This window comes from Intestinirhabdus alba, from assembly GCF_009711095.1.
GTDB classification, from domain to species: Bacteria; Pseudomonadota; Gammaproteobacteria; order Enterobacterales; family Enterobacteriaceae; genus Intestinirhabdus; species Intestinirhabdus alba.
This window is the reverse complement of record NZ_WMJZ01000101.1, coordinates 1-1,800: the sequence shown is the minus strand read 5'-3', so window position 1 is coordinate 1,800 and position 1,800 is coordinate 1. Positions and strand designations below refer to the sequence as shown.

Sequence of the window (1,800 nt, the reverse complement as noted above, 5' to 3'; positions counted from 1 at the left end):
GGGTTTGAGCTGCGCAGCGATGCGTGGGGGGCGATACGGGCAGGAAAAGGTCTGCTGTTAACCTCTCAGGCGCAACCGGAGGCGAGGGCGCAGCAGTTGAGCATGGATGAAATTAAGCGTCAGTTGACGGATGCTTTATCGTTGGCCGAGTCTCTCTCTGAGGTTTTGCAGACCGCACGGATCGATCCGCTGGACACTCGCACCCAGCAACATTTTCTTCAGCAGAGCGTCGATGAATTACAACAGCCCGTTATTGTCGCCGGAGCGCCGGGGGGAATTGCCTTATCTACGCCTCAGCATATTCAGCTGAGCGCAAACCATAACCAGCTCCTGACTGCGGGAGGAAATACTGAAATCAGCGCCCTGCAGCGGATAGTTATGGCCGCCAGGAGGGGGTTTGTTGCCTTTGTGCATGAGGTGGGGATGAAGCTGGTAGCGGCAGCCGGAAAGGTGGAGATTCAGGCCCAGAGCGATGCAATAGATATTATTGCCAACAAGGATCTTTCCATTGCCAGTACCGAGGGCGAAATAATCATTTCAGCGAGCAAGAAAATCACTCTGCAGTGCGGCGGCTCATACCTGACTCTCGATCCGGCGAAAATTGAGAATGGCACCGGTGGGCATTTTTATGTGAAGAGCGCCGATTTTGATTATGCCGCGCCTGCGGTATTAAACGCCACGTATCCTGGGTTTACGGCCTGTGAGAATGTGGCTTCAGAGGCCGCCAGCGAGGGCGGTGCCACGGTAGCGCTGAGCTAAGGGAGGAAAAATGCCAACCTGCTATCTGGAAAATCCACTCTCGCCTGGCGAACATGACTTTGCCATTATCGATCGGATGCACCACCCTGATGTTGATGCGTCATGGCCGGTTCTTGAGCTGGTTTCCCCAATGCTGAAGCCGCAGGCGCATCTCTATCCCTGGCTGCTGCCGCTGAAAGAAATGGACGCCAGGGGGTGGCAGACGCTGATGGAGAGACTGACACCCTCGCAGCATACGCCGCCGATATCCTGCCTGCTGTTGCGCAGCGAGCAGCCCGTCGCGGAAGTGCGTAACCTGCTGATTAAGGCGCTGTACTTTACCGATCGGAATCTTCAGGGACATATTCTTCGCTATTACGATCCGCGGGTGCTGTTCCATCTCTGCTGGATGCTGACGCCCTATCAACTCACCCAGGCGCTGCCGGTGCCGGAGATTACCCGCTGGACTTTCTGGCTGGAAGGGCGGTGGCAGACGCTGGCACCGCCGGCTGAATTTTCCTGGCAACCCGGCACACCCCGGGCGCTTCCGCTGGAACAGCTTCAGCGCTGCGGGCTGATAAATCAGGTATTAGAAAAACTGCCCTGTTTTTCCGATATGAGCCGGCGTCAACAGGTAAGCCGCAAAATTGATACGCTGCTGCAACAGGCCGAACAGCTTCAGCTGCCAACGGATGACGATCGGGCTGCGTTCGCGTTGCGGGGGTTGACGCTGCGCGACGCCTTCTGGACTGCGCCAAAGATGGCGGCATTTTTGCGACAGGCCCGGAGTTCGCCGGGCTGTTTTGCTGATGAGACGCGGCTGTGGGATGAGAAGCGCTGGAATGAAATGACGCGGGATAGCTCAGCGGATTATGAAAGGAGAAGAGGAAAATGAGTTCACCTGAAGGCTGTAAATTTTGCCGGCGCTACGGCCTGCCGGTTCTGCCCGTCCGTCCGGCGGTCATGGCTCAGGACGAGTTGCTGCCCCGGCTGCCTGAGAATATCAACGTACCGGTTCCCCCCCGCGGGGAGACGGCCTGGACGGCGAGGCTGCTCCGCCAG

3 protein-coding genes are annotated in these 1,800 nt (G+C 57.6%); all 3 read left to right on the top strand.

Translation table 11 applies throughout. The annotated features are described in order from the left end of the window. Positions 1-759: DUF2345 domain-containing protein (locus GJV78_RS22570; protein ID WP_155110294.1), on the top strand; the 759-nt coding region annotated here is incomplete at its 5' end. A gap of 10 nt (positions 760-769) precedes the next feature. Then, on the top strand, positions 770-1,633 hold the full coding sequence (locus GJV78_RS22565) for a DUF4123 domain-containing protein (RefSeq protein WP_155110293.1): 864 nt from the start codon (positions 770-772) through the stop codon (positions 1,631-1,633). Next, the coding region (locus GJV78_RS24230) for a toxin VasX (RefSeq protein ID WP_155110292.1) at positions 1,630-1,800 on the top strand (171 nt) is incomplete at its 3' end. The genes GJV78_RS22565 and GJV78_RS24230, both read left to right, overlap by 4 nt.

Bases quoted from the DNA above. Each gene is read 5' to 3' on its own strand.
- GJV78_RS22565 (WP_155110293.1), top strand. From the start codon at position 770: ATGCCAACCTGCTATCTGGAAAATCCACTCTCGCCTGGCGAACATGAC.